A 26,992-nucleotide genomic window follows, 5' to 3' on the forward strand; every position below is an offset into this window, starting at 1 on the left:
CCGAAAAAGGAAAGGGATTTTTTTAATGTCCGTTCAAAATAAAAAGCTGAATAAAAAACAGCACCGCAAAGATGATGACTAAAGGATGGATTTCGCGCCATTTTTTCTTAGCGAGCTTCACAAGCGGGTATGAAATGAAGCCGAGCGCGATTCCGGTTGAAATACTGGATGTCAAAGGCATCGCCAAAATGACGAGAAAGGCCGGGAATGCTTCATCAAGCTCATTCCAGCGGATATTCGACACCGCCCCCATCATCAGGCTGCCGACAATAATCAGAGCCGGTGACGTAATGGCTGACACTTCTGATAAGACGCTGACAAGCGGACTGAAAAACATGGAAACGGCAAACATAACGGCAATCGTCAGCGCCGTCAGGCCCGTTCTTCCGCCGGCGGCCACCCCTGCTGAAGATTCAACGAACGCGGTCGTCGGGCTGGTGCCGAAGATGCTTCCGACCGTCGTAGCGGTCGAATCAGCCAACAGCGCTCTTCTCGCATTCGGCAGCTGATTGTTTTTGATCAATCCCGCCTGTTCGGCGACACCGATCATGGTGCCGGTCGTGTCAAAAATCGTAACGAGAAGAAAAGAAAACACAACGGCGTACAGACCGTGGTGCACGACATCCCCGAGGGCTCCGAACGGATTTGTTATTAAAAGCCCCTCAGGCAGGTGCGGGAAGGACATGAACCCTTTTGTAAAATGAATCTGACCGGTCAAAAAGGCAATGACAGCGGTCAGCGCCATACCGATGAACAGAGCTCCGTTTACATTGAGCACCATCAGCACGATACTGATGATAAGCCCGATAAGCGTTAAAATGACGGCAGGCGAATGAAGATCGCCGAGTGCGACTAAATTAGATTTATCAGCCGTGATGATACCGGATTGGCGCAAGCCGATAAACGCGATAAATAAGCCGATGCCGGTCGTAATGCCGTATTTTAAATTGCCCGGAATGGCTTCTATTAGTTGTTTTCTTAAAGGCGTTAACGATAAAATGATAAAGATGACTCCCGCGATAAATACGGCGCTGAAAGCCGTCTGATACGAAATGCCGCTGCCTGCGCCGACGACATGAAAGGCGAGATACGCGTTTAAGCCCATGCCGGGGGCAATGGCAATCGGAAAATTCGCAGCGAGAGCCATCCATAAAGTTCCGACAATGGAAGCGATAATCGTGGCGGTGAACACCTGGTCAAACGGAATTCCCGCATTTGAAAGGATCACCGGGTTGACGACAATGATATACACCATTGTAAAGAAGGTGGTCAGTCCCGCGGTAATTTCTCTTTTTATTGTCGTTTGATGCTTGTCGAGATGAAACATAAGTACCTCCAATGACGAACATTTTTTCAAAACATCATCTATATTATTCGTTTTATGAACATTTTGCAAGTCTTTATCAAGAAAGGGGATTTGTGATGAACTGGGAAGTTGAAGTTATCCGAAACAAAGAAGATCTCGTCCGTGACACGCAGAAGTTTTTACAGATCAACAGCGTAATGGACGAATCAACAGCCGGCCCCGGCCGGCCGTTTGGGGAAGGCGTCAATGCCAGCCTGACTTCACTGCTGGAATTCGGCGAAAAAGAAGGCTTCACCGTCAAAAATCTTGACGGCTATGCGGGCCATATTGAGTGGGGAACGGGTGACGAAATTGTCGGCGTTCTGTGCCACGTCGATGTCGTTCCGCCCGGAGACGGCTGGACGAGCGATCCGTTTTCAGCCGAAATCAGGGACGGCCGGATATATGCCAGAGGCGCCATTGATGATAAAGGGCCGACAATGGCGGCGTTTTACGCGCTGAAAATCGTCAAAGACATGCAGCTCCCTTTATCCAAACGCGTGAGAATCATCATCGGAACAGATGAAGAGAGTGATTGGAGATGTGTGGACCACTATTTCAAACACGAAAAAATGCCTGACATCGGATTTGCCCCTGACGCCGATTTTCCGATCATTAACGCGGAAAAAGGAATGATAGATGCGTCACTGCGTATTGCAAAAAGAACTTCTGACAAAGGCGCAAAAAACGGGCTTCTGTCATTCCGTTCAGGGCTGCGCTTGAACATGGTGCCGGATGCGGCTGAAGCGGTCATTGAAGGGGACGGTCTGGATGCCGTGCACGCATATTTCAGCAACTGGCTGGAGCAGTCAAAAACACAAGGTGAAGCGGTTTCGGAAAACGGAAAACTGACGCTTCGGGTGTTCGGAAAATCATGCCACGCGATGGAACCGAATAATGGTGTCAATGCCGGCTTAAAGCTTGCTGAGTGCCTTAACGGAACGGAACTGGATGAAGCCGGAAAACACTTTGTCAAAACTGTCAGTGACTATTTTTCAAATGATACACGGGGCAAAAAGCTGAAGATTGATTGCAGGGATGACATCAGCGGAGAGCTTACATTGAATGTCGGCACCTTTACATACAGAAAGGGTGAGGGCGGAGAACTCGGCATCAACATCCGTTATCCCGTCACTTCGGACAGCCAAGCGGTTCGTGATGCCTTTATGTCCGCTGCTGAATTCCGGCTTGAAGAATTTAAAGACAGCAAACCGCACCACGTATCTGCCGATCATCCGCTCGTTAAGACGCTTCAAAAGGTTTACGAGGGACAGACGGGAAAGAAAGCGGATTTGATTTCAATCGGCGGAGGAACGTATGCGAGATCCCTTGCGGCGGGCGTGGCGTTTGGGCCGCTGTTTCCCGGCCGGCCTGACAGCGCGCATCAAAAGGATGAGTACATCGAAATTGATGACCTTCTCCGGTCAACCGCTTTATACGCCGAAGCCATTTATGAGCTTGCCAAGTGATCACAAAAAGGGACGCCGAAAGCGGCATCCCTTTTTTATCATTCAAATGACCATAAATCCGTTGATAAATAACGTTCTCCCGTATCGGCCGTCATACAGATGACGATCTGTTCGGAAGGGAGGCGTTTTGCGGTTTCAATGGCGGCAAAGCAGGCGGCGCCTGAAGACGGGCCGACGAGTATACCTTCTTCCCGGGCCAGGCGCCGGGTTGTCGTATACGCATCTTCATCAGATATTTTCATGATTTCATCGTAAACGTCCTGATTCAATATGCCGGGAATAAATCCGGGGCTTGTCCCGACCAGCTTATGAGCGCCGGGTTTTCCGCCGGACAGTACCGGGGATCCCGCGGGTTCGGCGACATGAACAATCATATCTGGGAAAAGCTCCTTCAGCGTTTCTCCGGTTCCGGTAATGGTTCCGCCCGTTCCCGCCGTTGCCACAAAAGCACCGAGCGGCCTGTTGAGCTGCTGAACGGCCTGATAGATTTCAATCGCGGTCGTTTTTCGGTGGGCGTCCGGATTTGCGCCGTTATCGAATTGCATCGGGATAAAACTTCCCGGAATCTGTTCGGCGAGTTCTTTCGCTTTTTTGATGCTGCCGGGCATTCTTTCAGCCCCCGGCGTTAATACCACCTCCGCGCCGTACGCTTTAAGCAGGTTGATGCGTTCTTTCGTCATCGTGTCAGGCATGACGAGGATTGCTCTGTAGCCGCGGGCCGCAGCGTTCATCGCCAGACCGATGCCTGTATTGCCGCTTGTCGGTTCGATGATGACAGAGCCGGGTTTTAAATGCCCGCTTTTTTCCGCTTCAATGATCATATTGTAAGCCGCTCTGTCTTTGACACTGCCGCTTGGGTTAAATGATTCTAATTTTAAATAGACTTGAGCTGCATGTTCTGGCTGAAGGCGATTGAGCTTTACGATCGGTGTGCCGCCGATCAGCTCCGCCGTGCTGTTTGCGATTTTCAAGACCGGCTCATTCCTTTCTGTATAAAACGTTCGGTACATAATATCCTATCATAATAAGCGGACAGGGTTCTCCTCTCCGCTTATCCGTTTTATAATTAACACCATAACAAAAGAGGGGGAGATCCTCATATGAAAGCTTCATTGCCGCATTATTTTATCGGCATTCCGATTCCTGCTGACATTGCTGAACCGATTTGGGAAGCAGCCAGAAAGGAGCCGGCGTTAACATTCAAAAAATGGGTGCATCCGCATGACTATCATATTACACTCATTTTTCTCGGGGCCGCGGATGAAGCCCGGCTTGCGAAACTATTGCCTTTGCTCGCAGATGCTGCGTCGAAAGCGCAGCCGTTTACGGTACAGTTTCAGCAGCTGGATGTTTTCGGCGACCGCAGACAGCCGAGAGTGCTTCACCTAGAACCTGAACAGAATGAACGGCTCTTTGATTTGCGGGAAAAAACAAAACAGGCTGTTTTGAAAGCCGGTTTTCAAGTGGAAAAACGGCCGTATCATCCTCATATGACGATGGCGCGGAAGTGGGCGGGAGACCGGCCGTTTCCGGACGATGTGCCGTTTGAAAGCGGCAGGGTGCAAAGCGCCGTCAGCCGGTTTTCCCTGTTTCAGACCCACCTTGACCGGTCGCCTAAATACGAAGAAATCGCACAGTTTCAATTGACATAAACAAATATTCGGAGTGGGGAAATCACATGGCACAGATCATCAAAATACACGATTGCATTTCAAGATATGAGCTCGATCCATATCATTATATGAACCAGTTTATCCGGCTGAAGAAAGAACGCTGGGAGACTCTCCTTGAAGCGTTTGACCGGAAAACGGAAGAAAAAGAAACAGAAACGGCTGGAGGCGGTGAAACCGGCCAAACGCCGGCCCGAAAAAAATTTTTCTTAAAAAAGAGAAAAGAAGAAAAAACGGCCGATATAAATGAAAAGAGGCACCAATGGTTTGATGAGCCGGAGGAAGAAGAGGCGCTGTTCGGAAATCTTCCGTCTCAAAAGTCTGAGCTCGCGTCTTTTTTCAAAGAACAGCTGTATGACTTTCAATTAAAATGGGCGAGCTCCACGCTTTCTCAAAAGTCTGAGCTTTCGCAGGCGGTCAAGAGGGACAGGATATTAAAAATGCTTGCTCAAAAGCTGCCCGATTCCTATTTTGTGATGTATCATCCGGTTCTTCAAATCCAGCAGGCGTCCGTCGAGCTGAGCATCATCATCATCTCCCCGCTGGAGATTTTCTGCGCTGCTTTTATGGAAGCTGAAGAGGACAGCGTATATATCGGATCAAAACATCGTTTTTGGGAAGAGAGGGGTTCCGGCAGCACGCGCCAAGTATTAAATCCGTCTCTCAGCCTGAACCGCACGGGCTCGGTCGTTTCGCAAATCGTAAAAGAAAAGCAGGCCGACATTCCCGTCAGAAAGCTTTTGCTCAGCAGAACGTCTTACTTTGATTACCCGGAGCCGCCATTTGGGCTGGATATAGCCGATAAACGGACCGCCGCAGAGTGGCTGGAAAAGCAGCGGAAAAATACGGCGCCGATCAAGCACCATCAGCTGAAGGCGGCGAAGGCACTTTTGTCTTACGGCTTAAGTCATTCACACCGGAGACAGGAATGGCTTGATTAAAACGGACGTTTGGAGGCTGTCTCTTCTTCAATGAAGCAGGTGAAAACAAACGATGAGTCAATGGTTTTTTATTATTAATCCGTTCTCAGGAGGCGGGAGGGGACGGCGTGTCTGGAAATCGGTTCAAAAAGAGCTGACCAGACGCGGTGTCAGCCACCGCTCCTTTCTGACCGGACATCCCGGGCATGCGGAAGTGCTGGCGAGACAGATTTCAACGATGCAGGATCATAAGCTGAAGCGGCTTTTTGTCATCGGCGGTGACGGCACGATGCATGAAGTCATTAACGGACTGAAAGGAATGGATCAGATTGAACTGACCTTTGTGCCCGCCGGTTCGTACAATGACTTTTCCAAAGGCCTCGGTGTTAAGAAGTCGGCGCTCCTCCATGAAATCAAAGGTCTGCACCGCCCGCTCACACGGAAATTTTTCGGGGGAAGCATCAACTTTTTTCATGACAAAGCACAATCTCTTTATTTTATTAACCACCTGTCTGTAGGGTTTGACGCCTCGGTTTCGAAGGCAGCCGCGGAGTTTCCGTTTTCGCGTGTTCTTCGGTTTCTGCGTCTCGGCTTTGTGATTTACCCGCTTGCGCATATACATACGGCCTCGGGGTTTCAGCCGTTCCGGTTTGCCTGCACGGCAGACGGCCAAAGGCATGAATTCCGCAATGTCTGGTTTGTCATTGCGGCAAATCATCCTTATTACGGAGGCGGTATGAAAGCGGCGCCTTCTGCAAATCCCCGCCAAAACGATTTTGATATTGTCATTGCGGAAAACCTGTCCTTTTTCTCGCTGTATCGTTTTTTATGGGCGATGAGCTTTGGCCGGCATATCAAAATGGACGGAGTGACGATGATAAAGGGGAAGGAATTCATTTTTGAAACAGATGGGAAAATTCCGTTTCACGCTGACGGCGAACTGGTCGGAACGACGCCGTTTCGGCTGATGCCGGGCGGAGCGCCGTTAAAAATAAAAACATAATAAAAATAAAACCCGTCAAATCTTTCTCGGCAAAGAACGGTTTGCGGCATAAATCTTCAGAATTCACAGGTGTTCTTGCTAGTTTTGCTTGACGAAGTTTGTGCTGTAGCGCTAAAATTTATAAGACGGCTATTGATTAGCATATGAGACTCTCAATAGCTGTCTTTTTTATTCTCAAGAAATTGTTTATGACAGGCTGCTCCGCCGAAAGAGAAAGGCTGGAGGCCTATTCTAAAATATTTTAAGAAATGATGGGTTGAACATTGATATGAACTGGTTGGGACAATTACTAGGTAGCGATTGGGAGATCTTCCCCGCCGGAGGAGCTACAGGAGATGCATATTATGCGAAACATAACGGCCAACAGCTTTTTTTAAAACGTAATAGCTCGCCCTTTTTAGCCGTGTTATCCGCCGAAGGCATTGTTCCGAAGCTGGTTTGGACGAAACGGATGGAAAACGGAGACGTTATTACGGCTCAGCATTGGATGACGGGCAGAGAGCTGAAGCCGAAGGATATGAGCGGACGCCCGGTGGCTGAGCTGCTCCGCAAAATCCACACATCTAAAGCCTTGCTTGACATGCTGAAAAGATTGGGGAAAGAACCGCTCGATCCGGGCGCTCTTTTGTCGCAGCTGAAGCAGGCCGTCTTTGCTGTGCGGCAATTTTCGCCGCTTATTCAGGAAGGCCTTGCTTATTTGGAAGCTCATGTGGATCAAGTGCAATTCGGTGAAAAAGTCGTTTGCCATTGTGATGTGAATCATAATAACTGGCTTTTGTCTGAAGACGACCAGCTGTATTTAATAGATTGGGACGGCGCGATGATAGCTGATCCGGCCATGGATCTCGGCCCTTTATTGTATCATTACGTCGAAGAGCCAGCGTGGGACAGCTGGCTTGGGATGTACGGCATGAAGCTCACGGAAGGGCTTCGGCTGCGGATGGCGTGGTACATGTTATCAGAGACCATCACCTTCATCGCCTGGCACAAATCAAAAGGGAACGACAAAGCGTACCATGATGCTATGGAAGAGCTTCATGCCCTGATGAAGCGGATTGTCAAGTAGTCAGGAGTACGAATCCATCTGCTCCACCCATTGGGACAAATGGTTTTGGTGCTCCTGAATATGCGTGTCGATGGAATCGGCCGTGATGCCGGACTGGCTGTAGCGGTATACATCCTCGAGCACGTTTTTTATATTTGAATCAAGCCCGGTGTTAGCCATCAGTGATTTGATGACGCGCTCGAGCTGTTCATACTCGGCAACCGTGCCGCAGCAATCCAATTGGTGGTCGGCCAGTATGTCCTTTAATAACCGGACCTGATGTTCGCTTGTTAAGCCCATGATTCATATACACATCCTTTCTGTGTCATACATTGTGCAAAGCGGTGCGGTTTTATGCATCACATGAGTGTTCCGGACCGGGGAGCCTCTTTTTTTATGCAGCCGGAGCCTTTAAAAGGCGCTTGCGGCTCTTTTTGTTTCATGGTATGTTGTTACTCGAAATTATAGATAGAGGTGTCAATCATATGAGAATGCGCCATAAACCTTGGGCGAATGATTTTCTGGCAGAGAACGCTGACATCGCCATCAGTGATCCGGCTCAGTATAAAGGGCGTTGGAACACGGTCTTTGGCAATGACAACCCGATCCATATTGAAGTCGGTACGGGAAAAGGGCAGTTCATTTCAGGAATGGCCAAGCAAAATCCGGATATCAACTATATCGGAATTGAGCTGTTTAAAAGCGTCATCGTCACTGCCGTCCAAAAAGTAAAGGACAGCGGGGCTCACAATGTCCGTTTGTTAAATATAGACGCGGAAACACTGAATGACGTATTTGAACGGGGAGAAATCAAGCGCGTATATTTAAACTTTTCTGACCCTTGGCCGAAAAACCGTCACGAAAAACGCCGTTTAACCTTTAAAGCGTTCTTGAAAAAATACGAAGAAGTCATGGGCGAAACGGGTGAGATTCATTTCAAAACCGATAACCGCGGGTTGTTTGAATACTCTTTGAAAAGTTTTTCCGAATACGGCCTGCTTCTGAAGGAAGTCAGTCTCGATCTGCACAACAGCGATCCGAAAGGCAATATTATGACAGAATACGAAGAAAAATTCTCCGCGCTCGGCCAGCCGATTTACCGGGCTGAAGTTGAATGGAGAACAAAAGACAGACTCTGATGCGGGAGTCTGTTTTTTTATGCCGCCATTTGCTACGATTACATCAGGAGGGATCAAGATGGAGACATTGAATATTGGGAATATTTCATTAACATGGCTGGACGGCGGTGTAACGCATATGGACGGAGGAGCGATGTTCGGCGTTGTCCCGAAGCCTTTATGGTCGAGAAAATACCCTGTAAACGACAAAAACCAGATTGAATTAAGAACAGACCCGATTCTGATCAGAAAAAACGGCCTGAATATTTTGGTTGACGCGGGGATCGGCAGAGGGAAATTCTCCGATAAGCAGAAAAGGAATTACGGTGTAACGCAGGAGTCCAATCTGAAAAAATCTCTGAGTGAACTCGGGCTTTCCTGTGAAGACATTCATATTGCGGCAATGACCCATCTTCATTTTGACCATGCATGCGGCCTGACGGAATACCGCGGAGAGGAGCTTGTCTCTGTTTTCCCGAACGCCCGCATTATCACTTCTGCGACAGAGTGGCAAGAAATGAGAAACCCTAATATCAGATCGAAAAATACATATTGGAGAGAAAATTGGGAGGCTGTACAAGATCAGGTCGAGACCTTTGAGAACGCGTATGAGCTCACAGAAGGCATTGCGATGCACCACACCGGCGGCCACAGTGACGGACACAGTGTCATTGTGGTAGAAGACGGAGGGGAAACGGCTGTGCATTTTGCCGACCTGATGCCGACAAATGCGCATAAAAATCCGTTATGGGTGCTGGCATATGATGACTATCCGATGACCTCCATTCCGCAAAAGCAAAAATGGCAGGCGTTCGCGGCAGAGAAAGACGCCTGGCTGATTTTCTATCACGACGCGATTTACAGAGCCGTAAAATGGGGCGAAGACGGCGAAGTGGCCGCGTCTGTCAAACGGGAGAGAAAATAAGCGGAATCAAATGATTTACCTGTATGAATCTCGGGAATAAAAGCAAACCTAAGACAAATTGCTTTGAAAGGAAGAGACAGGTGAATCAATTTCAAGTGACAACAGATGGAGAAATCAAAACAACTCTGCGCGGATTAGAAGTTCTTTCTACTCCTTTTTTAAATAAAGGGGTGGCCTTTACACAAGAGGAAAGAAAGGAACTCGGACTCGAGGGATTTCTGCCGCCGAAGGTATTGACAATCGAAGAGCAGGTGAAGCGGGCTTACGAACAGTTCAGTTCGCAGCCTGATGAGCTGAGCAAAAATGTGTACTTGACTGCTCTCCATGACCGGAATGAAACATTATTTTACAGGCTGCTAAATGATCATTTAGGCGAAATGCTGCCGATCGTATATACGCCGACAGTCGGCACCGCGATCCAGCGTTACAGCCATGAGTACAGAAAACCCCGCGGTCTGTATTTGTCGATAGATGACCCTGAGGGAATGCGCGCCGCATTTCAGCAGTTCGGAAAAAATGAAAACATTGATTTAATCGTTGCGACAGATGCCGAGGGCATTCTGGGAATCGGTGATTGGGGCGTCGGCGGCATCGCCATTTCTGTCGGAAAACTTGCGGTGTATACGGCAGCGGCCGGAATTGACCCGTCACGAGTGCTTGCGGTCGTATTGGACGCGGGGACGAATCAGGAAAGCCTCTTAAATGACCCGTTTTACGTCGGAAACCAGCATTCAAGAGTGCGCGGCGAGAAATATGACCGCTTTATTGATGAGTATGTCTCGCTTGCCCGGGAAACATTCCCGAATGCGCTGCTTCATTGGGAGGATTTCGGCACGGCTAACGCCCGCGGCATATTGAAACGGTATAAAAATAAAGTCTGTACGTTTAACGATGACATTCAAGGAACGGGCGCGGTGTCGCTTGCAGCTGTTTTAGCCTGCGCGAAAGCATCAAAAGTGCCTTTAAAAGAACATAAAGTCGTCGTCTTCGGCGCGGGAACGGCCGGTATCGGAATTGCTGAGCAGCTGCGCGAAGCAATGGTGCATGCCGGATTAAGCGAAGAAGAATCATACAGCCGCTTTTGGTGTATCGACAGAAACGGACTGTTAACGGATGACATGAAAGACTTGCGTGATTTTCAGGTTCCGTACGCCCGGTCTGCCGATGAAGTGAAAGAGTACAGCCGCAGCGGTGAAGGCGGATCAATTGATCTGGCGGAGACGGTCCGTCAGGCCAAGCCGACGATTCTGATCGGCACATCTACTGTATCAGGCGCATTTACAGAAGAAATCGTCAAAGAAATGGCATCACATGTTAAACGGCCCGCTATTTTGCCGATGTCAAATCCGACCACATTATCAGAAGCAAAACCGGAAGACTTAATTAAATGGACGGAAGGCCGCGCGCTTGTCACGACGGGCAGTCCGTTCCCGCCTGTTGAGTATAACGGCGTTACGTACCATATCGGCCAGGCGAACAACGCGCTCGTATTCCCGGGACTCGGACTCGGCACGATTGTGACAAAGGCAAGGCTCATCACGGACAATATGTTTGTCGCCTGCGCGAATGCCATCGCCGGTATGGTGGATGTCGGCAAGCCGGGGGCGCCGATGCTCCCGAAAGTGGAAGATCTCAGAACGGTATCGGCAACTGTAGCGGTAGCCGTAGCAAAAGCGGCCATCCAGGACGGTGTAGCGGAAACGGAACCCGAGGATCTGATCCAAACGGTGCAGGACGAGATGTGGCACCCCGTATACAAACGGATTCGGCCGATGTAACCGAATAAAGCCCAAAACGCTGATGGTTTTGGGCTTTATTTTTTGCTTGTCCGAATTATGAGGCGACAGAATCAATGACATCGACAATCTGGCCTGTTTTTGCATTGACCATGACTTCATATTGCTCCAGCTCGCCGAAAGCCGAACGTGTCACACCGGTTTTGTATACCTGGATGGTTTCTCCGTTTACCTGGTAAGGCTCAGGCTCTGTGTAAATCCACGATCCGTCTATCGGTCCGCGCTGTTTAAAAGCCGCCTTCACGATACGGAGCGCTTTTTCTGAAGAGATATAAGGTTTCATCGCATACTTTTTCACTGCGATGGCAGCGCATAATCCGACTCCTGCACCTAAGAGAAAATGACGTAGTTTCAATATGAAGCACCTCCAATTATGTCGTATTTTTATTATACAGAAGATACCAGACGGTGTTAAGTAAAGCGGCGGTTTTACAGCCCATTCAATCTGACCGCTTGGAAAACAGTTGTTTTTCTAATAAAATAAAAGCATTACATAGAAATGAGGGGAAAATATGAATGAGGAAACGAAAACGCTTTTCCGGACGCTGACGCAGCTTCCCGGCGCACCGGGAAATGAACATCAGGTCCGCTCCTTTATGAAACGGGAGCTTGCGAAATATGCGGATGACATCGTGCAGGACAGACTCGGAAGTGTTTTCGGCGTAAGGCGCGGTGCTGAAGATGCGCCCACTGTTATGGTAGCAGGCCATATGGATGAAGTCGGATTTATGGTGACGCAGATTACGGATAACGGCATGCTGAGATTTCAGACGCTCGGCGGCTGGTGGAGCCAGGTGCTTCTGGCCCAGCGCGTCGAGGTTCAGACGGATAACGGACCTGTCATCGGCGTCATCTCAAGCATCCCGCCCCACATTTTAACGGATGCCCAGCGCGCAAAGCCGATGGAGATCAAAAATATGATGATTGATATCGGTGCAGATGACAGAGAGGACGCGGTCAAAATGGGGATCAGACCGGGTCAGCAGGTCGTGCCGGTCTGCCCGTTCACCCCGATGGCCAACGAGAAGAAAATATTGTCCAAAGCGTGGGATAACCGCTACGGCTGCGGATTAAGCATTGAATTATTAAAAGAGCTGCACGGAAAAGAGCTGCCGAACAACCTGTACGCCGGGGCCACCGTTCAGGAGGAAGTCGGCCTGAGAGGGGCGCAGACAGCGGCCAACATGATTCAGCCTGATCTCTTCTATGCGCTTGATGCCAGCCCGGCAAATGATATGAGCGGCGATAAGGAGCTGTTCGGCCGTCTCGGCGAGGGAGTGCTGCTCCGCATCCTCGACAGAACGACGGTCATGCACCGCGGGATGAGAGAGTTCGTCCTTGATATGGCGGAAACGCACAATATCCCTTATCAATATTTCGCTTCCGGCGGGGGAACGGATGCCGGGCGGGTTCACATATCAAACAGCGGGGTTCCGTCAGCCGTCATCGGCATTTGTTCAAGATACATTCATACAAATGCCGCCATCATCCATGTCGATGATTATGCCGCGGCGAAAGAAATGCTCATTAAGCTGGTCATGGCGAGTGACAAGCAGACGGTCGAAACGATCAGAGAAAATGTGTGAAAAAATAAGCAGGCCCGCATAAGGCGGCCTGCTTATTCTGTTTCAAATAAATAAGAGAGTGCTTTCATCGCCTGATTGACGGTTTCCACCGTAATATTCGCTTTGCCGGAAAGCTCTTTCAGCGGATGGTGCAGCTCTTTCGGGCGGATCAGAATGAGCGGCTTGCCTTTTGCGATGGCATAAGAAGCATCCATCGCGGTATTCCACTGTTTATATTTCTCGCCAAACAGGGCGATTACAAAATCGGCTTTTTCCATCAGCACCTCTGTACGGAAATTGTTGATATCAGAAGCTCTGGCGTCCTTTAAAACAGAATCAGGCTGCTCGCCCATAATCTCTTCTCCGATATTGTCTGAGCGCTCATGGTTTTCCATCGGTCCGACAAACGTAATCGGCAGGTGCAGCGCTTTTGCTTTGTTCTTGATCTCGTTCCGCCAATCGCTGTGGATTTCACCGGCTAAATATACGACAAACTGCATCTTTTGCTCCTCCTTATTCCATATTCAGATTTTCGTACGGCTATAAGCAAAATGGTAAACGAAACTTGCTTGATAATGCAAATGAAATATGATAATGATATTGCATATAGTTGGTCTTGCTGTAAACAGTCTGGTATGATCCAATTGGACAAACATCAGCATACAAAAAAACTCAAAATCCAGATGGAGGAATGACAATGAAAAAGATTGAAAGCACGGAAGAATTGCAAAAAGCGGTACAGGACGATTGGGCGGTATTTATGTTTTCTGCGGATTGGTGCCCGGACTGCCGCTTTGTGGAGCCGTTTCTCCCTGAGCTGGAAGCGGACTTTCCTGAATTCACTTATTACTACGTAGACCGCGATCAATTTATCGATACATGTGCGGAATGGGAAATCTACGGCATTCCGAGTTTTGTGGTATTTAACAGAGGAAAAGAAGTGAACCGCTTCGTCAGCAAAGACCGCAAAACGAAAGAAGAAATCGAGCAATTTTTAACCGATTCCCTTGCTAAAGCATAAAGGAGGCCACGGGCTTTGAAGATGACGTCGAGGAAGCTGTCGGATCTATTAAAACAGCGCCTGCAGCACGAGAACCGATCCTTCTTTTTTGACAGAGAAAAAGACACCCTCCGTGTTGAGGATCAAACGACCAAAAAAGGCATCACATTAGAACTTCCGCCGATCATCGCCAAGTGGGAGACGAAAAAAGAAGAAGCGATCGACGAGATCGTCTACTATGTGTCAGAAGCGATGGAGGCGATGGGAGGAAGCGGACAGGAGATGTCCGGAAAGGAAGCCGGAATTTATCCGGTGATCCGCTCCACGTCATTTCCTGATCAAACGGGCGACGGCATTCCGCTCGTGTATGATGACCATACCGCCGAAACGAGAATCTACTACGCGCTTGACCTCGGCAAGACGTACCGCTTAATTGACAGCCGGATGCTTGAGAAAGAAAACTGGACAAAAGAACGGATCAGGGAAACGGCATCATTCAATCTCCGCTCGCTCCCTTCGGTCGTAAAGCAGGATACGGTTGCGGGCAATTATTTTTATTTTTTCAGAGCGAATGACGGCTATGACGCCAGCCGGATTCTCAATGATTCGATTCTTCATGAATACAAACAGGCCGCTGAAGGCGAATTAGCGATTTCTGTCCCGCATCAGGATGTATTAATACTTGCTGACATTCGAAATGAATCGGGTTATGATATTTTAGGGCAAATGTCCATGAGCTTCTTTGCAAGCGGCACGGTGCCGATTACGGCCCTTTCATTTCTCTATAATGAAGGCAGACTGGAACCTGTGTTTATCATGGCGAAAAGCCGGCCGAAAAAGGATTAGAAAGGATTTTTCTTATGAACGCTTTTTACAATAAAGAAGGTGTGGGAGATACGCTTCTGATCTCTCTTAAAGATGCAGCACGTGAAGAAATCGGCTATGAAAGAGAAGGCGATGTCGTCAGAATCTTTAACAAAGAAACAAAAGAAACGACGGGCTTTAATATTTTTAACGTGTCTTCTTATTTACAGATTGAGGACAATGGCCCTGTCGCTTTGTCTGAGACATTCGTTCAGGACGTGAATGAAATACTGAACAGAAACGGTGTTTCAGAAACGCTGACGGTTGACCTTTCTCCGAAATTTGTTGTCGGTCACGTTGAATCGAAAGAAAAACATCCGAATGCGGATAAACTGAATATCTGCCAAGTGAATGTGGGAGAGGAAACCCTTCAAATCGTTTGCGGCGCGCCGAACGTAGACAAAGGACAAAAAGTCGTCGTCGCTAAAGTCGGCGCGGTGATGCCGAGCGGGCTTGTCATTAAAGACGCTGAATTAAGAGGCGTTCCGTCAAGCGGTATGATCTGCTCCGCGAAAGAACTCGCTTTGCCGGATGCACCGTCGGAAAAAGGCATTCTCGTTCTTGAAGACAGCCGCCAGGCCGGCGAAGCATTTCAATTCTAACTCCCATAAATAAGCGCACAGAATCGAATGATGTGAGAGAAAGCCGTTAAGCAGGCCTGCTTAACGGCTTTCTTCAGTTGGGAGCTTAATCTTTTCTGAGCCGCCCGGCAGTGGTATACTAAATATCGTCCCAGACTACTAATAAGGGAGTTAGAGAGTGATTAAACATGAGTTGGCTGAATAAATTTTTTGACTTATTTTTAGGTGAAAAAGAAGAAGAGCATGAACATGAACCGAACACACATGCCCAAATCCCGAAACAGCAGATACCGGATCAGCCAGAAGGCAAATTAACGCGCATGGAAGATCCTAAAATATATTACGAATATCCGAAAGGGAATTTCCGCTTTCCCATCGTTCCGGACGGCTATAAGAGAACGGAACAAAGACAGCAGGAAAGGCATGAACGCCGCCAGCCGTCCCGGGGATATGCCGCCGGGAAGGAGCATACGGAGCGGGAGCGGAAGCAGCATACATATGAAGAGCCGGAGCCGGTGAAAAAGCCCTTTAAACCGACATCCATTCCTTCACCGGTCTACGGTTTTCAATCTCAGCACAGCATTAAAAAAGCGCCTAATCCGCAAAAACAGCGTGAAGAGAGCGTGACATTGCTGTCAGAGGAGCAATTTGTTCCGCCAAAGTCCGGTCAGGAAACGGAAAAAGAGCCCGCATTCACAGCATCCGCCATGACAAAACAGACGGACACCCGGCCGGAACCGTCTGTGAAACAAGAAACGGAAGAATTCCAGGCCGCCAAAAAAGAGCAGCCGCACACTGAGGCTGAGAATGCAAAAGAGCAAGTGTACAGAGCATCAGAACCGCGCGAGGCTAAAGACCTGCAGCAGCCGGAAAGCACGGAACCTGCCGGCTATACAGATCAACAAGAGCTGGAACAAACCGAGCCGCAGCCTTTAAATGAGACTGAGTATGAAGCGTCCCGGCCGTCTGAACACACAGAAGAACAAGCGCCGCAGCAGGAGGAGTATCAGCAGCCTGAGACGGAAGCCGCTCAAGCTTTTGAAACCGCTGGGGAACCGGTATATACATACTCAGAACCCGGGTATGAAGAGGAAGTTCAGCCGCAGTCTGAAGCCCGGTCTGAATCGCCTGAAGCTGACGCGGAACAAAAAGCAGATGAACAGCCTGAGTTCAACGAAGCCCCTCAGCATTCTGAACCGGAGCCTGAATCTGCAGTCATCGAGCCGGCCGAAGCCCCGGCCCCGCCTGCCGAAGAAAAAACGAAGAATTACGAACAGCCCGTAAAAACGGCGGAGCGGCCGAAAGAGCGCAATGTTCCGTTTAACGTCATGATGCTCAAAAGCGATAAACACAAGCAGATGAAGACGTCAGAAAGCGGTGCGGGCTATGTTTTCCCGAATCTGTCGCTTCTGGACGTACCGCCGGCGCAGAGACATGACGACCAATCATGGATTGAAGAACAGCGCGAGCTTTTAAACGTTACACTGAAAAACTTTAATGTGCGCGCCCAAGTTGTTCATGTCACACAAGGCCCGTCCGTCACAAGATTTGAAGTGCATCCTGAGCCGGGAGTGAAAGTAAACAAAATTACAAACTTAGCAGATGATATAAAGCTGAGTTTATCTGCCAAGGATATTCGCATTGAGGCGCCGATCCCCGGCAAAAACACGATCGGCATTGAAGTTCCGAACCGCGTAAGCAAGGTCGTTGATTTACGGCAGATGATCAGAAGCGCCGCTTTCAGGACGAATCCGTCTCCGCTTACAGCCGCGCTCGGTGTCGATATTTCCGGCAATCCGGTCGTCATTGATTTGAAAAAAATGCCGCACGGCTTGATTGCGGGTGCGACAGGATCGGGAAAAAGCGTCTGCATCAATACCATTTTGGTCAGTCTGCTTTATAAGGCAGATCCGAGCGAGGTCAAAGTGCTTTTGATTGATCCGAAAATGGTCGAGCTTGCGCCTTATAACAAAATTCCGCATTTGGTCAGCCCTGTCATCACGGACGCCAAAGCCGCAACCGCGGCGTTAAAATGGGTTGTGGAAGAGATGGAACGGCGGTATGAACTGTTTGCCCATTCGGGTGTGAGAGATATCGGCCGCTTTAATGAATTAACGGCCGATCATAAGACAGGCGAAAAGCTCCCGTACCTCGTAGTGGTTATTGATGAGCTTGCCGATTTAATGATGGTCGCGCCGAACGATGTGGAAGAAAGCATTGCCAGAATCGCGCAGAAAGCGAGAGCCTGCGGCATTCATCTCCTCGTCGCGACACAGCGTCCGTCTGTCGATGTCATTACCGGCATGATCAAGGCGAACATCCCGACGAGGATCGCATTCTCCGTCTCAAGTCAGGTCGATTCCAGAACGATTATCGACATGGCGGGAGCGGAAAAGCTGCTCGGAAAAGGCGACATGCTGTACTGGGAAAACGGTACCGGTAAACCGGTGCGTCTGCAGGGGAACTTTGTCTCAGACAGCGAGATCGACCGCGTCGTCTCTCATGTCAGAAAGCAGCTCCCGCCTTCTTATTTGTTTGAACAGGAAGAACTGATCAGGCAGGGAACCGCCCTCAAGGAAGAGGACGAGCTGTTTCCTGAGGCGTGCCAATTTGTCGTGGAGCAAAACAGCGCCAGCACCTCCAGCCTTCAAAGAAGGTTCAGGATCGGCTATAACCGTGCGGCGAGGCTGATTGACATGATGGAAGCTGAAGGCATGATCTCAGAAGCGAAGGGCAGCAAACCCCGCGAAGTGCTGATTACGGCTGCTGACATTACTCAAGAATAAGAATATCGTTCATTTTTCTCACAAACATGGTATGATAATGGATGGACCATCAAACAGCATCACTGTCACGCGCTGAAATATCATGCGGCAGGTTTAATCAAAAAGAAAGTTACAGATACTGACGATAACGTAAAAATAAATGGAAGCGCCGCTGTGCGGGCTTTTCGCCCGCGGCGGTCGCAAAATGAAATGAGCGTCATATACTGGGGAACAGATAGACGTTTGTTGGAGGTACGATTATGACTGTTTATCATTTTGTTGGAATAAAAGGGACAGGTATGAGCCCGCTTGCTCAAATCCTGCATGATACAGGGTATCAGGTGCAGGGATCGGATATCGAGAAGCAGATTTTTACTCAGGCTGCCCTTGAAAAAAGAAATATCCCGATCTATCCGTTCAGCCCCGATAACATCAAACCGGGCTTAACGGTTATCGCCGGAAACGCATTCCCTGATTCTCATCCGGAAATCGCAAAGGCGCTCGCTGAAGGAATTCCTGTTATCAGATATCATAAATTTTTAGCTGAATATATGAAAAAATATACAAGTGTCGCGGTTACGGGCGCACACGGCAAGACGTCCACTACGGGTCTCTTGGCACACGTGATGCAGCAGGCGAAGCCGACTTCGTTTCTTATCGGAGACGGGACGGGCAGAGGAAATGAAAGCAGCGAATACTTTGTATTTGAAGCCTGCGAGTACCGCCGTCATTTCTTAAGCTATCAGCCTGATTATGCGATCATGACGAATATTGATTTTGATCACCCTGATTATTTCGCCAACATTGACGATGTGTTTGATGCTTTCCAAAACATGGCGCTTCAAGTCAACAAAGGCATCATTGCCTGCGGTGATGACGAGTATCTGCCGAAAATTCACGCCAATGTGCCTGTTGTTTATTACGGCACGGGAGAAGAAAACGATTTTCAAGCGAGAAACATCGTAAAAAATACGGAAGGCACGACATTTGACGTCTTTGTCCGCAATACGTTTTACGATACGTTCTACATCCCGGCATACGGCCATCACAATGTCCTCAATTCATTAGCGGTCATTGCGCTCTGCCACTATGAAGAGATAGACGTGAACATGATTAAACGCGGACTTGAATCATTCGGCGGCGTCAAACGCAGATTCAATGAAAAAGTGATCGGCAGCCAGGTGCTGATAGACGACTACGCCCACCATCCGACTGAAATTAAAGTCACGATTGAGGCGGCTCGCCAAAAATATCCGGAACGTGAAATCATCGCGGTATTCCAGCCGCATACGTTTACACGGACGCAATCATTCCTTGATGAATTTGCAGAAAGCTTGAGCGCGGCCGATCGCGTGTATCTGTGCGACATTTTCGGATCTGCCCGCGAGAACGTCGGCAAACTCACCATCACGGATCTGCAGGAAAAAATCGATAACGCAGAACTCATTGAAGAGAATGACACATCCGTGTTAAAAGCGCATAAAGACGCAGTGCTGATCTTTATGGGCGCCGGAGACATTCAAAAATATATGAGGGCCTATGAAAACGTCATAGCGTAACAAAAAAGCAGTGGGGCTCTCACTGCTTTTTTGTGCGTGCGCAAAGGGATTTACCGATAAACGGAGAAATAGTATACATACAGCCCCTTTCATATATGTTTATCATTTTAATAATTGGGTATATACCATTATATCCTGCAATAAGGAGGTATTAGATGATTATCATTCTTTACTTAAGCGTCGCACTCATTGCCGTAGCATTTCTTATCCTCGTCATTTATCTGTCCAAAACATTAAAGTCCGTGCAGATGACTTTAACAAACGTAGCGTCGACTTTAGACGGCCTTGAAGGGCAGATGAAGGGCATTACCGCAGAGACAACCGAGCTGTTACATAAGACAAACCGTCTCGCGGAAGACATTCAGGAAAAATCAGAGAAATTAAATACGGTTGTCCATGCTGTGCAGGAAGTGGGAACTTCCGTCCAGCAGTTTAATACATCCATAAAGCAGGCAGCCGGTTCCGTTTCGGCCTCTGTCAGAGAGAACCAGGATAAGGTCAGTCAGGTTGTCACCTGGAGCCAGGCCGCTATGGAAATATGGGACAAGTGGAAGCAAAAGAAAAAAACATCGCTTTAATCATAAGACAAATCCACTAAGGAGGAATCATAATGAGCAAAGATGGAATCAATAGTAAGGATTTTTTAATCGGAACGCTGATCGGGGGAATCATCGGCGCGACAACGGCTTTGTTTCTGGCGCCTAAATCAGGCAAGGAGCTGCGCGACGATCTCGGCAGCCAGGCTTCCGCATTGAAGGATAAGACGGACAGAATGACGGCCGACGCGAAAGAAAAAGGCTCTCAATATGTCAGCATCGCCAAGGACAAAACATCTAACATCACCCAGCTGGTAGCTGATCAGTCAGGCCAGATTATGAATAAAGTGAAGGATTTAAAAGACCGTTCTAAGAGCACACTAACCGAGAAAGCCGAAGAGACGAGAAGCGAAATGCAGGACACGGCCCAAAGCATCAAAGCCGAAGCGGAAGATGCAGGGGAAAAAGCCGGTCAGGCAAATCGCTGATCTTCAATAAGGAGAGATAACAGACATGACAAAGCAGCTGATATCGTCAGAAGAAGAGTTCAAAAATGCCACTGAGAAAGAAAGCACGTTCGTGTTTTTGAAACACAGCACAACCTGCCCGATCAGCCAAGCGGCGTTTCAGGAGTTTGACGCGTTTGCATCAGAGCATTCAGAAGTGCCTTCTTATTACCTGCAGGTGCAGGACAGCCGGCCGCTTTCAAACTATATCGCCGAGACATACGGTGTGAAACATGAAAGCCCGCAAGTATTCGTCATTACAAACGGCGAAGTGAAATGGCATGCGTCTCATTCCCAAATCACAAAAAACGCAATAGAGCAGCACCTTTCATAATTTACTGACCGCCGGATGATACCGGCGGTTTTTTTTTGAAAAAAACTATTGATCATTTCAGCCATATCATGTAGGATATCAATATACACTACTTCAACGCATAAAAGCTTAAAAGCGTTTTGGTGATAAAGTAAAATGTGAAGAAATTTATTGTTTCATATTCCTATTTTCGCATAACTGTAGTAAGATGCATGTTAACCATTAAAATAAAACATAGCATAGAAGGGATGAAAAAGATGAGCAACAAGGAATTAGAGAGCCTAAGACAGCAGGCAGACGCACTAAACTTACAAATCCTTAAATTAATCAATGAACGCGGAGCCGTTGTAAAAGAAATCGGTAAAGCCAAAGAAGCACAGGGTGTCAACCGATTTGACCCTGTCAGAGAGCGTACAATGCTTAACCGCATTATTGAAAGCAATGACGGCCCGTTTGAAAACTCAACAATCCAGCATATTTTCAAAGAAATTTTCAAAGCCGGCCTTGAGCTTCAAGAAGAGGATCACAGCAAAGCGTTGCTCGTCTCCCGGAAGAAAAAAGCAGAAGATACGATCGTTGACATTAAAGGCGAAAAAGTCGGTGACGGCGATCAGAGATTCATCGTCGGTCCTTGTGCCGTAGAAAGCTATGAGCAGGTTGCGGAAGTAGCGGCCGCTGCGAAAAAACAAGGCATTAAAATCCTGCGCGGAGGTGCGTTCAAACCCCGCACAAGCCCGTATGATTTCCAAGGTCTCGGCGTAGAAGGCCTGCAAATCCTCAAACGCGTCGCTGATGAATATGACCTCGCGGTGATCAGTGAAATCGTTACGCCTGCCCACATTGAGCAAGCGATTGATTACATTGACGTCATTCAGATCGGCGCACGTAACATGCAAAACTTTGAATTACTGAAAGCCGCCGGTTCGGTTAAAAAGCCGGTATTGCTAAAACGCGGTCTTGCCGCAACGATTTCAGAGTTCATCAATGCAGCTGAATACATCATGTCACAAGGAAACGACCAAATCATTCTTTGTGAGCGCGGAATCAGAACGTACGAAACAGCAACGAGAAACACGCTTGACATTTCTGCCGTGCCGATTTTGAAACAGGAAACTCACTTGCCGGTGTTTGTTGACGTCACACATTCAACAGGCCGCCGTGATCTCCTGCTTCCGACAGCAAAAGCTGCGCTTGCGATCGGCGCTGACGGCGTGATGGCCGAAGTTCACCCTGATCCTTCCGTTGCCCTTTCAGACTCTGCGCAGCAGATGGATATACCTGAATTCGAGAAATGGCTGAACGAATTAAAGCCGATGGTGAAAGTAAAAGCATAATAAAGTGTTCCGTTCTTTAAGGGCCGCCTCGTGCGGCCCTTTTTCGTTTCTTCATTTTATTTAATTATAAAATGGAAGTGAACGTTTTCATCACTGGGAAAAACGTGTATAATTTCATGAGAAGTATTTAAATTTGATGAATAATGAAAAATAATGTACACTACTGACTTACGCTTACAACCATAAACGACAGAATGCGAAAACGCACGACATTTCTTTACATAAAGTGTTTATGCTATAGATAAGGATAAGTGTATCCAGTAAAAGGAGTGGTTTCAGTGAGCAACATTACGATATACGACGTGGCCAGAGAAGCAAATGTCAGCATGGCGACTGTTTCCCGCGTCGTAAACGGCAATCCGAATGTAAAACCGACGACCAGAAAAAAAGTATTGGAAGCCATTGACCGGCTCGGCTACCGCCCGAACGCGGTGGCAAGAGGACTGGCAAGCAAAAAAACGACAACGGTCGGCGTCATCATCCCTGATATCTCAAGCATTTTCTACTCGGAACTTGCCCGGGGAATTGAAGATATCGCGACGATGTACAAATATAATATTATTTTAAGCAACTCGGACCAAAACCTCGAGAAGGAACTGCACCTGTTAAACACGATGCTCGGCAAACAAGTGGACGGTATCGTATTTATGGGCGGAAACATTACGGACGAGCATGTCGAAGAATTTAAGCGCTCTCCTGTGCCGATCGTATTGGCGGCATCAGTGGAAGAACAGGGTGAGACGCCTTCTGTCGCCATTGATTATGAACAGGCGATTTATGATGCCGTTAAGCTTTTCATTGAGAAAGGGCATCGCGACATCGCATTTGTCTCCGGACCGATGGCAGAGCCGATCAACCGCTCGAAAAAACTGCAAGGGTACAGACGGGCGCTTGAAGAAGCGGGCATCCCGTTTAATGAGCAGTTCGTAGCGGAAGGCGATTACACCTATGATTCCGGAATGGAGGCGCTTCAAAGCTTAATGGGCCTTGAGCGGAAGCCGACGGCAATCCTTTCTGCAACGGATGAAATGGCGCTCGGCATTATTCATGCGGCTCAGGATCAAGGTCTGTCGATTCCTGACGATCTTGATATTATCGGTTTTGACAATACGAGATTGAGCTTGATGGTCCGCCCTCAGCTTTCCACAGTCGTGCAGCCTACTTACGATATCGGAGCCGTGGCGATGAGGCTTTTGACAAAACTGATGAACAAAGAGCCGGTTGAAGAGCATATCGTTGAGCTGCCTCACCGCATCGAATTAAGACAATCAACAAAGTCATAAAAAAACGGAAAAGCAAGCTTCACTCTGAGGAGTGGAATCTTGCTTTTTTACTTGAGTAAGGAGAAGATATGAAACGTTTTGATTATCTGACACCCGTTGGATTTATGTTAGGATGTATTATTGTCGCAATCGGAATTCTCTCAGGAACGGGACTTACGGGAATCAGTTCATTTTTAGATCTGACTTCTTTTTTAATCGTCACAGGCGGCCTTGCCGCGGCGGTCTTTATCAGCTTTCCGCCTCGGGATTTAAAGAAAACCCCTTCTGTTTTAAAACAGGTATTTTCCCGTCAGGATGATAATGTGAAGGACCTTGTCAGAGTATTCGTCAGCCTTGCGGAGCAGGCGCGAAGACAGGGGCTGCTGTCTCTGGAGGACCGGGCGCGCGAGATTAAGGATCCGTTTTTGAAAAAAGGGCTTTTGCTTGCGATTGACGGCTGGGACGAAGAAACGATCCGGCTGGTGATGGATTCTGAGATCGCCGCGATGGAAGAACGACACAGAAAAGGAAGGCGCGTTTTTGAAAAAGCCGGTGATTTCGCGCCCGCCTGGGGAATGATCGGGACGCTTGTCGGACTCGTGCTCATGCTTAAAAATTTAAATGATCCGCATACCCTCGGGCCGAACATGGCTGTTGCGCTATTGACGACGCTGTACGGCGCGCTGCTTGCCAATCTCGTGTTTATCCCTATCGCGGCAAAGCTTGAAGAAAAAACGGAAAGTGAAATTTTCATCAAACAGGTTATGATCGAAGGGGTTGTCGGCATCCAATCGGGAAAAAATCCCCGCAACCTCGAAAGTCAGCTCGTCGTTTTCAGCTCAAGAGAAGACTGGCGTAAAGAGCAGCCTGCGAACAAGAAAAAGGGCGCTGTCCATGAAGCTTAGAAGAGAGCGTTTTGAAAGAAGAAACAAACCGGAACATTCCGGCGGTTCACCAAGATGGATGGTGACGTTTGCTGACTTGATCACGCTCATTCTCGTGTTCTTTATATTGCTTTTTTCGATGTCGCAAATAGACGCGGAAAAATTTCAATCAGCCGTTTCATCGATTCATACAGATGGCAGCGGGGGTGAACCGGTGTCATCAGACAAGGCAAACGAAAATAAAGAACAGGATTTGCTGCTGCAGAACGTGAAAACATACATAAAATCGCACCATTTGAGTTCCAAATTAACGGCGAAGCGCGATGAGCGCGGAGTGGTTCTTGTGCTGCAGGAGGCCGTTCTGTTTCAGACAGGAAAAGCGGATGTGCTGAAAAACGCCGAACCAGTCCTGCATCAGATCGCAGTGCTTTTGAAAACAATTCCGAATGACATTCAGGTGGAAGGCCATACGGACAGCCGCCGGATTTCCACCTATCAATTCCCGTCGAACTGGGAGCTGTCGTCTGCAAGAGCGGCGAGTGTGATCCGGTATTTTACCGCGAAAGAAGACTTTTCCGCCAAACGGTTTATTTCAGTCGGATACGCGGATACAAAACCTGTGAAGGACAACAAAAGCCCCGGTCATATGAATGAAAACCGCCGTGTGGAAATTGTCATAAAAAAAACGACCTCTTCGTAAGGGTCGTTTTTTTTATTTTGTTTTATACCGCTGTTCAGACCGGATGGCAAAAAGCGCTTTTTCCACGGTTTGGGCGTTTTTTTCTGATATTTCTTCTTTTCGGGGAATCGGAGGATATAATTGTTCAGGGTCACTCCAAAACGCGGGCAGGGTATAGGGCGAGTGTTTCTGCCATTTATGAATCCACTTCTGCGGTATGCGCTCCCCGGGATCAATCCCTTTCATCTCAAGCCATATACGGCTCCATGCTCTAGGAACCACTCGCCAAATATCGTATCCGCCTCCGCCGACCGCGATCCATCTGCCGCTGCAATGTTGATGGGCTAATGAGTGAGCAAGCCGGGGAATCTCCTGATAGATGGAGATGGTAGTGGACAGGTGTGTCAATGGGTCGTAATAATGGGCGTCCGCTCCGTTCTGTGTCAGGATTACATCCGGCTTAAAAAAAGCCGCGATTTCTGAAGCGGCCGTTTTGTAAGCGTGAAGAAAGGAATCGTCCTCTGTGAAAGCGTCCAGCGGAATGTTAAAAGAATAGCCGTAGCCTTGCCCGCTTCCTTTTTCCAGCACTTGTCCCGTCCCGGGAAATAAATAACGCCCGGTTTCGTGAAATGAAACTGTGCAGACATCTGACCTGTCGTAAAACATAAATTGAACGCCGTCGCCGTGATGAGCGTCGGTATCAATGTATAACACCTTTGCTCCGTAGTTTTTCTGAATGTATTGGATGGCCACGGCGCTGTCATTATAAATACAAAAGCCCGATGCCCTGCCGCGGAAGCCGTGGTGAAGGCCCCCGCCTAAATTGCAGGCATGCCTCGCCTGTCCCGTCATGACATAATCTGCCGCTGTTAAAGTGCCGCCCACCAGAAGCGACGCGGCTTCATGCATGCCGGCAAAAACAGGGGTGTCTTCCGTTCCGAGCCCGTAGCTTTCTCCTTCTGCGGCAGGAAGCCGGCCCGCCCCCGCTAGTTCAACCGCCTGTATGTAATCCTCTGTATGAACGAGTGCCAGCTCTTCTTTAGAAGCCATGCGCGGAGCGGCGATATCTCCCTCTTCAAACGCGTCCGCCGCCTGAAGCAGCTCGTATGTCAAAAGCACGCGCTGCTGATTAAACGGGTGATCCTGGTGAAATTGATACGTCTGATAAGAAGGCGAGTAAACAAAAACGCTGTCTCTCATGACTGATCCCTCAATTGTTTCGGCCACAAGACATTGTACCCGGCTTCATGAACGCTGCGGATAAAAGGGAGCGGATTCATCGTCTTCACCCGGAAGACGAGTATATTTGTCCCGGCGGAATCATGGGGATAGACGAGCACGCTCAAGATTTGCAGCTGAAGATCGCGGCACATACAGCTGAGATCAGCAAGGCTTTTGGTCATATCCGTCACCAGAATTTCCACCTGTGATCCCGGCTGGGCTGCGCCTGTCAGGCTGACAAAGGTCCGGAGTACATCGGTTTTGGTTAAAATGCCCGTCAGCTTATGATTTACCGTAATCGGCAGACATCCGATGCCATGCTCATAGAAAGAAGCCGATATTTCCTCTACGAAATCAAGCGGATGGGCGCAGATGACATTCCGTTTCATAATGGTTTCCACTTTGTTTGTCAGAAACGCGACGCGGTCTTCTTGTTCAAAGCTGCCCGGGCCCGCCTGTTTAATGTCTCTGTCTGTGACGATGCCGGCAACGTGCAGTTCTTCGTCGATGACAGGGAGATGGCGGATATGATATGCCTTCATTTTATGTACGGCTGTTTCTATGGAGTCGTTTTTTGTGACGGTGATGACGTCCCGTTTCATGATTTGTTCTGCAATCATCTTTTTATCCCC

Annotated in this window: 28 protein-coding genes; 21 read left to right on the forward strand and 7 right to left on the reverse strand. The window is 48.5% G+C overall.

The genetic code is table 11. The features are described from left to right. Nucleotides 1-22: 22 nt before the first annotated feature. On the reverse strand, nt 23-1,327 hold the full coding sequence (locus tag ACQE26_RS09640; protein WP_045926428.1) for an NCS2 family permease: 1,305 nt from the start codon (nt 1,325-1,327) through the stop codon (nt 23-25). Nucleotides 1,328-1,422: 95 nt separating this feature from the next. On the opposite strand from ACQE26_RS09640, the gene pepV reads away from it, so the two are divergent. After that, nucleotides 1,423-2,814 carry a dipeptidase PepV gene (gene pepV / locus ACQE26_RS09645; protein ID WP_500471389.1) on the forward strand — a complete coding sequence of 464 codons (1,392 nt, stop codon included), beginning with the start codon at nt 1,423-1,425 and terminating at the stop codon, nt 2,812-2,814. A gap of 38 nt (nt 2,815-2,852) precedes the next feature. On the opposite strand, the gene cysK is transcribed toward pepV, so the two are convergent. Beyond that, complete coding sequence (gene cysK, locus ACQE26_RS09650; protein WP_095241479.1) at nt 2,853-3,824, reverse strand: cysteine synthase A; 972 nt, start codon at nt 3,822-3,824, stop codon at nt 2,853-2,855. A gap of 90 nt (nt 3,825-3,914) precedes the next feature. On the opposite strand from cysK, the gene thpR reads away from it, so the two are divergent. The 4 genes from thpR to ACQE26_RS09670 all read left to right on the forward strand — a co-directional run bounded on the left by thpR (nt 3,915) and on the right by ACQE26_RS09670 (nt 7,473). Next, nucleotides 3,915-4,466 carry an RNA 2',3'-cyclic phosphodiesterase gene (gene thpR, locus ACQE26_RS09655; RefSeq protein ID WP_438420417.1) on the forward strand — a complete coding sequence of 184 codons (552 nt, stop codon included), beginning with the start codon at nt 3,915-3,917 and terminating at the stop codon, nt 4,464-4,466. Between the two features lie 26 nt (nt 4,467-4,492). Next, a complete protein-coding gene (locus ACQE26_RS09660; protein WP_438420416.1) occupies nt 4,493-5,425 on the forward strand; it encodes a hypothetical protein in 933 nt (310 codons plus the stop codon). A gap of 52 nt (nt 5,426-5,477) precedes the next feature. Next, on the forward strand, nt 5,478-6,407 hold the full coding sequence (locus ACQE26_RS09665; RefSeq protein WP_500471392.1) for a YegS/Rv2252/BmrU family lipid kinase: 930 nt from the start codon (nt 5,478-5,480) through the stop codon (nt 6,405-6,407). A gap of 268 nt (nt 6,408-6,675) precedes the next feature. Further along, the gene (locus tag ACQE26_RS09670) at nt 6,676-7,473 is read left to right on the forward strand and encodes a phosphotransferase family protein (protein WP_060965121.1); all 798 of its coding nucleotides are present in this window, start codon (nt 6,676-6,678) and stop codon (nt 7,471-7,473) included. Here ACQE26_RS09670 and ACQE26_RS09675 read toward each other — a convergent pair whose 3' ends face one another. Then, complete coding sequence (locus tag ACQE26_RS09675; RefSeq protein ID WP_003152357.1) at nt 7,474-7,752, reverse strand: YtzH-like family protein; 279 nt, start codon at nt 7,750-7,752, stop codon at nt 7,474-7,476. Nucleotides 7,753-7,937: 185 nt separating this feature from the next. On the opposite strand from ACQE26_RS09675, the gene trmB reads away from it, so the two are divergent. The 3 genes from trmB (at nt 7,938) to ACQE26_RS09690 (ending at nt 11,273) form a co-directional block, all read left to right on the forward strand. Continuing rightward, the gene (gene trmB, locus ACQE26_RS09680) at nt 7,938-8,591 is read left to right on the forward strand and encodes a tRNA (guanosine(46)-N7)-methyltransferase TrmB (protein WP_016938534.1); all 654 of its coding nucleotides are present in this window, start codon (nt 7,938-7,940) and stop codon (nt 8,589-8,591) included. A 58-nt stretch (nt 8,592-8,649) separates the two neighbouring features. After that, nucleotides 8,650-9,495 (forward strand): YtnP family quorum-quenching lactonase, encoded by an 846-nt coding sequence (locus ACQE26_RS09685; protein ID WP_060964523.1) that lies wholly within the window; start codon nt 8,650-8,652, stop codon nt 9,493-9,495. 80 nt (nt 9,496-9,575) lie between these two features. Then, nucleotides 9,576-11,273: an NAD-dependent malic enzyme gene (locus ACQE26_RS09690; RefSeq protein ID WP_500471393.1), complete on the forward strand. Its 1,698-nt coding sequence runs from the start codon at nt 9,576-9,578 to the stop codon at nt 11,271-11,273. A gap of 55 nt (nt 11,274-11,328) precedes the next feature. On the opposite strand, the gene ACQE26_RS09695 is transcribed toward ACQE26_RS09690, so the two are convergent. Continuing rightward, entirely contained in the window at nt 11,329-11,646 is a 318-nt protein-coding gene (locus ACQE26_RS09695) for a PepSY domain-containing protein (RefSeq protein WP_003152366.1), read from the reverse strand. A 157-nt stretch (nt 11,647-11,803) separates the two neighbouring features. Here ACQE26_RS09695 and ACQE26_RS09700 point away from each other — a divergent pair, with 157 nt between their 5' ends. Next, the gene (locus tag ACQE26_RS09700) at nt 11,804-12,877 is read left to right on the forward strand and encodes a M42 family metallopeptidase (protein ID WP_099744786.1); all 1,074 of its coding nucleotides are present in this window, start codon (nt 11,804-11,806) and stop codon (nt 12,875-12,877) included. A 32-nt stretch (nt 12,878-12,909) separates the two neighbouring features. Here the strand turns inward: ACQE26_RS09700 and ACQE26_RS09705 are convergent, their stop codons facing one another. After that, nucleotides 12,910-13,356 (reverse strand): YtoQ family protein, encoded by a 447-nt coding sequence (locus tag ACQE26_RS09705; protein ID WP_016938538.1) that lies wholly within the window; start codon nt 13,354-13,356, stop codon nt 12,910-12,912. 197 nt (nt 13,357-13,553) lie between these two features. On the opposite strand from ACQE26_RS09705, the gene ACQE26_RS09710 reads away from it, so the two are divergent. The 12 genes from ACQE26_RS09710 (at nt 13,554) to motS (ending at nt 25,160) form a co-directional block, all read left to right on the forward strand. Then, a complete protein-coding gene (locus tag ACQE26_RS09710) occupies nt 13,554-13,877 on the forward strand; it encodes a thioredoxin family protein (protein ID WP_500471395.1) in 324 nt (107 codons plus the stop codon). A gap of 15 nt (nt 13,878-13,892) precedes the next feature. Beyond that, entirely contained in the window at nt 13,893-14,702 is an 810-nt protein-coding gene (locus ACQE26_RS09715) for a DUF1444 domain-containing protein (RefSeq protein WP_016938539.1), read from the forward strand. Nucleotides 14,703-14,716: 14 nt separating this feature from the next. Beyond that, on the forward strand, nt 14,717-15,322 hold the full coding sequence (gene ytpR, locus ACQE26_RS09720) for a YtpR family tRNA-binding protein (RefSeq protein WP_438420410.1): 606 nt from the start codon (nt 14,717-14,719) through the stop codon (nt 15,320-15,322). A gap of 167 nt (nt 15,323-15,489) precedes the next feature. Next, the gene (locus tag ACQE26_RS09725) at nt 15,490-18,087 is read left to right on the forward strand and encodes a DNA translocase FtsK (RefSeq protein WP_500471396.1); all 2,598 of its coding nucleotides are present in this window, start codon (nt 15,490-15,492) and stop codon (nt 18,085-18,087) included. Between the two features lie 239 nt (nt 18,088-18,326). After that, the gene (murC, locus tag ACQE26_RS09730) at nt 18,327-19,625 is read left to right on the forward strand and encodes a UDP-N-acetylmuramate--L-alanine ligase (protein WP_016938542.1); all 1,299 of its coding nucleotides are present in this window, start codon (nt 18,327-18,329) and stop codon (nt 19,623-19,625) included. 155 nt (nt 19,626-19,780) lie between these two features. Then, a complete protein-coding gene (locus ACQE26_RS09735) occupies nt 19,781-20,203 on the forward strand; it encodes a DUF948 domain-containing protein (protein WP_500471398.1) in 423 nt (140 codons plus the stop codon). Between the two features lie 32 nt (nt 20,204-20,235). Then, on the forward strand, nt 20,236-20,649 hold the full coding sequence (locus ACQE26_RS09740) for a YtxH domain-containing protein (protein WP_003152380.1): 414 nt from the start codon (nt 20,236-20,238) through the stop codon (nt 20,647-20,649). A 25-nt stretch (nt 20,650-20,674) separates the two neighbouring features. After that, nucleotides 20,675-21,001 carry a bacillithiol system redox-active protein YtxJ gene (ytxJ, locus tag ACQE26_RS09745; RefSeq protein WP_500471399.1) on the forward strand — a complete coding sequence of 109 codons (327 nt, stop codon included), beginning with the start codon at nt 20,675-20,677 and terminating at the stop codon, nt 20,999-21,001. A gap of 236 nt (nt 21,002-21,237) precedes the next feature. After that, on the forward strand, nt 21,238-22,314 hold the full coding sequence (locus ACQE26_RS09750; RefSeq protein ID WP_016938546.1) for a bifunctional 3-deoxy-7-phosphoheptulonate synthase/chorismate mutase: 1,077 nt from the start codon (nt 21,238-21,240) through the stop codon (nt 22,312-22,314). Nucleotides 22,315-22,592: 278 nt separating this feature from the next. Further along, nucleotides 22,593-23,597, forward strand: a complete 1,005-nt coding sequence (ccpA, locus tag ACQE26_RS09755) for a catabolite control protein A (protein ID WP_489202088.1) — start codon at nt 22,593-22,595, stop codon at nt 23,595-23,597. 68 nt (nt 23,598-23,665) lie between these two features. Beyond that, nucleotides 23,666-24,481, forward strand: a complete 816-nt coding sequence (gene motP / locus ACQE26_RS09760) for a flagellar motor protein MotP (RefSeq protein ID WP_500471401.1) — start codon at nt 23,666-23,668, stop codon at nt 24,479-24,481. Continuing rightward, nucleotides 24,471-25,160, forward strand: a complete 690-nt coding sequence (gene motS, locus ACQE26_RS09765; RefSeq protein WP_500471403.1) for a flagellar motor protein MotS — start codon at nt 24,471-24,473, stop codon at nt 25,158-25,160. The genes motP and motS overlap by 11 nt, the downstream gene beginning before the upstream one ends. 12 nt (nt 25,161-25,172) lie before the next feature. Here the strand turns inward: motS and ACQE26_RS09770 are convergent, their stop codons facing one another. Both ACQE26_RS09770 and ACQE26_RS09775 read right to left on the reverse strand, forming a co-directional pair. After that, nucleotides 25,173-26,339, reverse strand: coding sequence for an acetoin utilization protein AcuC (locus tag ACQE26_RS09770; protein WP_500471405.1), 1,167 nt, complete (start codon nt 26,337-26,339; stop codon nt 25,173-25,175). Beyond that, nucleotides 26,336-26,980: an acetoin utilization AcuB family protein gene (locus ACQE26_RS09775; protein ID WP_500471406.1), complete on the reverse strand. Its 645-nt coding sequence runs from the start codon at nt 26,978-26,980 to the stop codon at nt 26,336-26,338. The genes ACQE26_RS09770 and ACQE26_RS09775 overlap by 4 nt, the downstream gene beginning before the upstream one ends. Nucleotides 26,981-26,992 lie beyond the last annotated feature (12 nt).

This window comes from Bacillus sp. 5RYD7K, assembly GCF_059831465.1.

Bases quoted from the DNA above. Each gene is read 5' to 3' on its own strand.
- ACQE26_RS09770 (WP_500471405.1), bottom strand. From the start codon at position 26,339: ATGAGAGACAGCGTTTTTGTTTACTCGCCTTCTTATCAGACGTATCAA.
- ACQE26_RS09665 (WP_500471392.1), top strand. From the start codon at position 5,478: ATGAGTCAATGGTTTTTTATTATTAATCCGTTCTCAGGAGGCGGGAGG.
- ACQE26_RS09740 (WP_003152380.1), top strand. From the start codon at position 20,236: ATGAGCAAAGATGGAATCAATAGTAAGGATTTTTTAATCGGAACGCTG.
- ACQE26_RS09700 (WP_099744786.1), top strand. From the start codon at position 11,804: ATGAATGAGGAAACGAAAACGCTTTTCCGGACGCTGACGCAGCTTCCC.
- motP (WP_500471401.1), top strand. From the start codon at position 23,666: ATGAAACGTTTTGATTATCTGACACCCGTTGGATTTATGTTAGGATGT.
- murC (WP_016938542.1), top strand. From the start codon at position 18,327: ATGACTGTTTATCATTTTGTTGGAATAAAAGGGACAGGTATGAGCCCG.
- ytxJ (WP_500471399.1), top strand. From the start codon at position 20,675: ATGACAAAGCAGCTGATATCGTCAGAAGAAGAGTTCAAAAATGCCACT.
- ACQE26_RS09725 (WP_500471396.1), top strand. From the start codon at position 15,490: ATGAGTTGGCTGAATAAATTTTTTGACTTATTTTTAGGTGAAAAAGAA.
- ACQE26_RS09750 (WP_016938546.1), top strand. From the start codon at position 21,238: ATGAGCAACAAGGAATTAGAGAGCCTAAGACAGCAGGCAGACGCACTA.
- pepV (WP_500471389.1), top strand. From the start codon at position 1,423: ATGAACTGGGAAGTTGAAGTTATCCGAAACAAAGAAGATCTCGTCCGT.
- ytpR (WP_438420410.1), top strand. From the start codon at position 14,717: ATGAACGCTTTTTACAATAAAGAAGGTGTGGGAGATACGCTTCTGATC.
- ACQE26_RS09775 (WP_500471406.1), bottom strand. From the start codon at position 26,980: ATGATTGCAGAACAAATCATGAAACGGGACGTCATCACCGTCACAAAA.
- ACQE26_RS09640 (WP_045926428.1), bottom strand. From the start codon at position 1,327: ATGTTTCATCTCGACAAGCATCAAACGACAATAAAAAGAGAAATTACC.
- trmB (WP_016938534.1), top strand. From the start codon at position 7,938: ATGAGAATGCGCCATAAACCTTGGGCGAATGATTTTCTGGCAGAGAAC.
- ACQE26_RS09710 (WP_500471395.1), top strand. From the start codon at position 13,554: ATGAAAAAGATTGAAAGCACGGAAGAATTGCAAAAAGCGGTACAGGAC.
- thpR (WP_438420417.1), top strand. From the start codon at position 3,915: ATGAAAGCTTCATTGCCGCATTATTTTATCGGCATTCCGATTCCTGCT.
- ACQE26_RS09660 (WP_438420416.1), top strand. From the start codon at position 4,493: ATGGCACAGATCATCAAAATACACGATTGCATTTCAAGATATGAGCTC.
- ACQE26_RS09705 (WP_016938538.1), bottom strand. From the start codon at position 13,356: ATGCAGTTTGTCGTATATTTAGCCGGTGAAATCCACAGCGATTGGCGG.
- ACQE26_RS09675 (WP_003152357.1), bottom strand. From the start codon at position 7,752: ATGGGCTTAACAAGCGAACATCAGGTCCGGTTATTAAAGGACATACTG.
- motS (WP_500471403.1), top strand. From the start codon at position 24,471: ATGAAGCTTAGAAGAGAGCGTTTTGAAAGAAGAAACAAACCGGAACAT.
- ACQE26_RS09685 (WP_060964523.1), top strand. From the start codon at position 8,650: ATGGAGACATTGAATATTGGGAATATTTCATTAACATGGCTGGACGGC.
- ACQE26_RS09735 (WP_500471398.1), top strand. From the start codon at position 19,781: ATGATTATCATTCTTTACTTAAGCGTCGCACTCATTGCCGTAGCATTT.
- cysK (WP_095241479.1), bottom strand. From the start codon at position 3,824: ATGTACCGAACGTTTTATACAGAAAGGAATGAGCCGGTCTTGAAAATC.
- ACQE26_RS09670 (WP_060965121.1), top strand. From the start codon at position 6,676: ATGAACTGGTTGGGACAATTACTAGGTAGCGATTGGGAGATCTTCCCC.